5 protein-coding genes are annotated in these 6,045 nt (G+C 61.3%); 2 read left to right on the forward strand and 3 right to left on the reverse strand.

What is annotated here, in order from left to right:
- Positions 1-6: 6 nt before the first annotated feature.
- From KP010_RS18475 to KP010_RS18485, 3 genes are read right to left on the reverse strand one after another with little or no spacing between them, the layout of a single operon-like run.
- Positions 7-291: a hypothetical protein gene (locus KP010_RS18475; RefSeq protein WP_142863690.1), complete on the reverse strand. Its 285-nt coding sequence runs from the start codon at positions 289-291 to the stop codon at positions 7-9.
- A 2-nt stretch (positions 292-293) separates the two neighbouring features.
- The gene (locus KP010_RS18480) at positions 294-557 is read right to left on the reverse strand and encodes a hypothetical protein (protein WP_142863691.1); all 264 of its coding nucleotides are present in this window, start codon (positions 555-557) and stop codon (positions 294-296) included.
- 10 nt (positions 558-567) lie between these two features.
- Positions 568-2,778, reverse strand: a complete 2,211-nt coding sequence (locus KP010_RS18485) for a TonB-dependent siderophore receptor (protein WP_246659923.1) — start codon at positions 2,776-2,778, stop codon at positions 568-570.
- A gap of 955 nt (positions 2,779-3,733) precedes the next feature.
- On the opposite strand from KP010_RS18485, the gene KP010_RS18490 reads away from it, so the two are divergent.
- The gene (locus KP010_RS18490) at positions 3,734-4,780 is read left to right on the forward strand and encodes a methyltransferase domain-containing protein (protein WP_142863692.1); all 1,047 of its coding nucleotides are present in this window, start codon (positions 3,734-3,736) and stop codon (positions 4,778-4,780) included.
- Between the two features lie 173 nt (positions 4,781-4,953).
- Positions 4,954-5,988, forward strand: a complete 1,035-nt coding sequence (locus KP010_RS18495) for a methyltransferase domain-containing protein (RefSeq protein ID WP_142863693.1) — start codon at positions 4,954-4,956, stop codon at positions 5,986-5,988.
- Positions 5,989-6,045: the final 57 nt, after the last annotated feature.

A 6,045-nucleotide genomic window follows, 5' to 3' on the forward strand; every position in this document is an offset into this window, starting at 1 on the left:
TCGTCCTCAGTGCAGAAGCCGTCGACAGAGATAGAGCCCGCCGAAGGCGAGAAGATTGGCGCCGCCGAGCCACAAAACAGCGGCGCGTCCGCTGCGAAAGAAGAAGACGAGGCTCGCGACGCCGAGCCAGACCGGCGCGACGAGCCACATGACGAATTGATATTTGTTGCGCGCCTCGAGGCCGCCCGGCCCCGCGACGGCGAAGAGGCCGGCGAGAGCGACCGCCAATGTGAAGCCGAGGACCGAGCCGGCGACGCTCTTGCTCAGCCAATCGCGGCGAAACTCGGCCATGCTTATCTCCTCCCTTTCAGCGCGGCGAGGCTCGGCAATGCGATCAGCAGCGGCATCGACGCCGCGAGCGTCGCGAAGAAGGCGGTCGAGGACTCGAGACGAATCCGCCAGACCATCCAAGCGGCGAAGAAAAAGGCCGCGGCAAAGAAGCCTGCCTTCCGCCGCCGAACGCGCAAAAGCGATTGTCGCGGCGAGGCGAGATAGAGACAGGCCGAGCCGGCGAGGATGAGCGCGAGAGCCGTTGAATGGATGGATGCCGCCGACATTTCGCTCTCCTCAAAAGTCGACGGTCGCGGATAGGAGAACCGTTCGCGGCGAGCTCAAAGTGACGATGCCGTCCGCAAAATAGGATCCCGCCCAATAATTGTGATCGAGCAGATTATTCGCATTGGCGCGGAAGGTGACTTTTTTGTCGAGCAGCTGTGTCGAATAGCGCAGGCCCGCGTCGAGACGCGCCCATTCGGGAATTTTCTGCGTGTTGGCGGAGTTGACGAATTGCGCGCTCGTGTAGACGACGCGCCCTTCGAGCGTCAGACCCGGAACGAAAGGCGTATCCCATTCGCCGCCGAGATTGACCTGCCATTTCGGCGTGCCATAGGCGGTCTTGCCGTCGAGCTGGCCATTCGCCGTCTTGGTGAGCACGCCGATCGTATAGGAGGCGCCGCCGAGAATGCGCACGCCTTCGACGATCTCGCCGAACACGTTCCACTCTATGCCTTGGTTTCTCTGGCGTCCATCGGAATTGTAGACATTGCCGCTCTTGATGAGGCTCGGCTTCTCGATCTCATAGAAGCTCAGCGTATTGGCGATCGTCCCAGCGTCCCATTTGACGCCCGTCTCGATCTGCCGCGATTTGTAGGGCGGAAACACCTGATTATAGTTCGCCGCCGCCGTGTCGGTGACGCGGTCGCCCTGGGTCAGGCCCTCGATGTAATTGGCGTAGAGCGACATGGGTATCGGCAGAGGCTTGATGATGAGGCCGAAAGCGGGAGTCACCGCGCTGTCGTCGTAATAATTCGTCTCGGCGCCGGTCGTCGTATTATAGCTCTTCGTCTGAACACGCTGCGCGCGCAGGCCGAGAATGAGCTGCGCGCGATCGTCGAAGGCCGAGAGCGTATCGGCGAGGGCGATGCTCGACAGCGTCGTATCTGTCGACTTCGGCGCTTCTCCCGGATCGCGCGCCATGAGCGGCGTGACGGGAAAATAAATGCTCGACACAAAGGCCGAGCTGCGCTGAAAGGTCGAGCCGGTCTTCGATTCGAGATTGGCCGCGCTCAAAGACAATCGGTGGCCGATGTCGAAAGTTCTGAAATCGGCGCGCAGTCCGCCTTGAAACGAAATCGTGTCGGTATAGCCGCGCAGATTGATGGCGGTTCCGCTGTAGCGGCCGAGGACATTGACATTGGTCGCGACGGTCGAATTCGTCAGCCCGTTGAAGCGCGCGTCGATCGCGCCGGCGCTCGCGAACAGGGTGACATTGTCGGCGAGATCATATTCCACGCGCCCCATGGCGCCGGAATTGTTCATTCGGCCAGAGAGTCCGCGGAAGATATTATTGCTGGAATCCGGCGCGGCGGCGACGCCGGTTCCGGTGAAGCTCGCCATTATCGGCACGCCGCCGCGCGCGATCTCCTGGTTGAAATAGGCGTCGAGCGCGATGCGCAGCTTCTCGCCGCGATAGTCGAGCGCCAGCGCCTCTAGCCCACGTTCGCGCGATTGATAATCGAGCGTCGTGTCGCCGCCGCGATAGGCGCCGTTGAAGCGAATGCCGAAAGCGTTGTCCTGGCCGAAACGCCTGCCGACATCGATATGCGTTCCGAATTGCGAATTCGACGTATAATCGGCGGTGACGCTCGTCACGGGCGTGTCGCCGGCCTGCTTGGTGACGAGATTGATCGATCCGCCGACGGCTCCATAAGGAGCCATGCCGCTCAACAGCGCAGCCGGTCCCTTCAACACTTCGACGCGCTCCAGAAACTCCGTCGGCACGCGTCCGTCCGGCGCGACGCCATAGAGTCCGTTGAGCGCCGTCTCGCTGACCAGAACGGAAAAGCCGCGAATGCGGAAATTCTCGCGGACCTGCCCGGAAGACACAGTGAAGCGCACTGAAGGATCATTCTCGAGCACATCGGAGAGCGTGCGCGCCTGCTGATTCTCGATGAGCTTCGACGTGTAGCTCGTCACATTGAAGGGCGTGTCGAGAAAATCGCGATTGCCGAGCATGCCGAGACGCGCGCCGCGCGCCGCCTGGCCGCCGGCGTATTCCTTCGGCAGATTGCCGAGTTCGGCTCGCGCGGGCGCTGCAAAAAGCGCGGGCGCGGTCGATGGCGCCGCAGCGGCGGCAGGGGAAGGCGCATGTCTCTGCGCAGCCGACGCCGCGGCGCGTGTTCGAGGCCGCGCAACGCGCGCCGCAGCTGCGTTCTGCCGAACGATCGGCCGCGGCTTCTCTTTGGGCGCGTCGACAGCCACGGCCGGCAAGGAAGTCACGCCGGGCTCCGCCTGCGCGGCCGCGTCGGCGCTGAAGAGCAAAAGCGCCGCAGCGCTCAGCAATCGACCCGCATCGATACGGCCTTCCGATCGTGTTTCTACTGTAGAACGTCTTGGCGTCGTGGAGCGGGATGGGCTGCGCTTTTGCATGTTTTCCTTCATTCTACACATATAACTACTTTTATTATCGTATAAACTGCACCACACGAGGTCAATTGCAGCAGCGCCTATGTTGAAATGTTTTCAAATAGCATTTTTTGTAATTTCAGCAATGACTTACATCGGTCTTTCCGGGAATTGTGGAATTGTTTTACTTTCAAACAAGGACAGCGCTCTCGAGGCAATGACGGAAAGCAGCTCGAAGCCGCGTCTTTTGCGAGAGCCGCGTGCGGAAGCGGCGGCGCACGGGATGCGGCGCGGGCTTTTCTGGCGTGATCGGGCAGCCGGACATCGCATCATGCCAAAGCCACGCCCGTGTTCGAGGCTCCGGCCTTGGAAGGAAACGAAAGGGCCGAGGTGGCGGTGATCGGCGCCGGTATTACCGGCCCCAGACCTTTTCGCTGGCCCGAGAGACAAATCTGCCTCTCCCACGCGCGAGCGGCGCGACTTCGATCGAGACAAATGTCCTTTATGCCGTCGCCGCGAAAAAGAGCGCCCTTGAAAGAATCGCCATAGTCGGCCAAGTCGGCCGACGCCGCCGAGCCGCCGTGAAAAATCGGCGGAAGCGGCTGGCCCCGAGAATATTGCGATATGTCAATTAGTTTCGACATTTCGAACTTTTTATGTCTGCCGACGCCGATCCGCGTCGACATTCCGGCCGCCGAAAAATTGCATTTGGCCTTCGGGTTGAGGGGCGCTCGATCGTCTATTGAATGAGGACTTCGCGCTCGGCCTCGACGAAGCGAACAGGCCGAGACGATCGCCCTCGATGCACTTTTTCGGAAGGGACGAAATCATGGATATCGATGTCGTCAAAGACTATTACGGCAAGACCTTGCGCAGCTCCGATGATCTGAAGACCATGGCCTGCTGCACGCCCGGCGACATGCCCGCGCGCGTCAAGGCGCTCCTCGCCAATATCCACGACGAGGTCCTCACCAAATATTACGGCTGCGGACTCGTCGTTCCGGATCTGCTCGAAGGCCGACGCGTTCTCGACCTCGGCTGCGGCGCCGGCCGTGACGTCTATGCGCTTTCGCAGCTCGTCGGCCCCAATGGGGAAGTCGTCGGCGTCGATATGACGCCGGAGCAATTGGAGACGGCGCGCGCGCATGTCGACTGGCATATGGACAAATTCGGCTATGATCGCCCGAACGTCAGCTTTCTCGACGGCCTCATCGAGAAGCTCGACGCGCTCGGCCTCGAGCCGGAGAGCTTCGACGTCATCGTCTCCAATTGCGTCATCAATCTGTCGATCGACAAGCCGGCGGTGCTGAAGGGCGTGTTCGATCTATTGAAGAGCGGCGGAGAATTCTATTTCGCCGATGTCTATGCCGACAGGCGCTTGGACGAGGCCGCCCGCATGGATCCCGTCGTCTATGGCGAATGCCTCGGAGGAGCGCTCTACTGGGGCGATTTCCTCGAGCTCGCGAAGGCCGCCGGATTCGGCGACCCTCGCCTCGTCACGAGCCGTCCGCTCGAGATCACCGATCCCGATGTCGAGGAGAAAATCGGCGCGGCGCGCTTCTACTCCGCCACCTATCGCCTATTCAAAATCGACGATCTCGAACCGGCCTGCGAGGATTATGGGCAGATCGTCGTCTACATGGGCGGGGCCGCGGACGCGCCGCACAGCTTCACGCTCGACAGCCACCACGTCATCGAGAAGGGACGCGCATTCCCGGTCTGCGGGAACACATGGCGAATGTTGAAAGAGAGCCGGCTCGCCCCTCATTTCAAGTTCCTCGGCGATTTCTCCACGCATTTCGGCGTCTTTCCGGGCTGCGGAACGAATTTTCCGTTCGCGAGCGATCGAGACGGGGCGACGACGGAATGTTGCTGAAGCCGAAGGCCGCAACAGCATCACGGCGAACGGCAGGTCGACGCGTGGCGCCAGTGTGAGAAACAACGGGGCGCAGCGATCGGAATCAGGCGAAAGCGCGGGCGCAGGTCGGTTCGGCGCGGATTGAGCCGGGACGATCTCGCCCCGGCTCACCAATCGAGAGGGACGAAGTCATGGATATCGACGCCGTCAAAACCTACTACGGCAAGACCTTGCGTGGTTCCGGCGATCTCAAGACCACGGTCTGCGCGGCGAATGATATGCCCGCGCGCATCAAGGCGCTGCTCGCGAACATCCACGAGGAGGTCCTGGCCAAATATTACGGCTGCGGACTGGTCGTTCCCGAATTGCTGGAAGGCCGACGCGTTCTCGATCTCGGCTGCGGCTCGGGTCGCGACGTTTATGCGCTGTCGCAGCTCGTCGGCCCCGTCGGCGAGGTCGTCGGCGTCGACATGACGCCCGAGCAGCTGCAAACGGCGCGCACGCATATCGACTGGCATATGGACAGGTTCGGCTATGATCGGCCCAATGTCGGCTTCCTCGAAGGATTCATCGAAAAGCTGGACTCGCTCGGCCTCGAGCCGCAGAGCTTCGACGTCATCGTCTCCAATTGCGTCGTCAACCTATCGGTGGACAAGCCGGCGGTGTTGAAAGGGGTGTTCGACCTGTTGAAGCCCGGCGGCGAATTTTATTTCGCGGACATGTATGCCGACAGGCGCATGAGCGAGGCCCTCCGCAAAGATCCGGTCGTCTATGGGGAAGGCCTCGGAGGCGCGCTCTATTGGAGCGACTTTCTCACGCTGGCGAAGGCCGCCGGCTTCGGCGATCCCCGCCTCGTCACGAGCCGTCCGCTCGAGATCACCGATCCCGAGGTGGAGAAGAAAATCGGCGCGGCGCGCTTCTATTCCGCGACCTATCGGCTGTTCAAGATCGAAGGTCTCGAACCCACCTGCGAGGACTATGGTCAGAGGATCGTCTATAAGGGCGGCGAGGCGGACGGCCTACGCAGCTTTACGCTCGATAGCCGCCATCTCCTCGAGCAGGGTCGAGCATACCCCGTCTGCGGCAATACATGGCGCATCTTGAAGCAGAGCCGGCTCGCTGCCTGTTTCGATTTTCTCGGAGACTTCGCGACTCATTTCGGCTCCTTCCAGGGCTGCGGAACCAATATTCCCGTCGCGGACGTCGGCGAGCAAAACGTCTCGTGACACTGACGTGCCCCTGAAAAATCCCCCCAGCATCGATTAGAGTCCGGCCGATTGCAG

The sequence above is a fragment of the Methylosinus sp. KRF6 genome (assembly GCF_018887255.1).
GTDB classification, from domain to species: Bacteria; Pseudomonadota; Alphaproteobacteria; order Rhizobiales; family Beijerinckiaceae; genus Methylosinus; species Methylosinus sporium.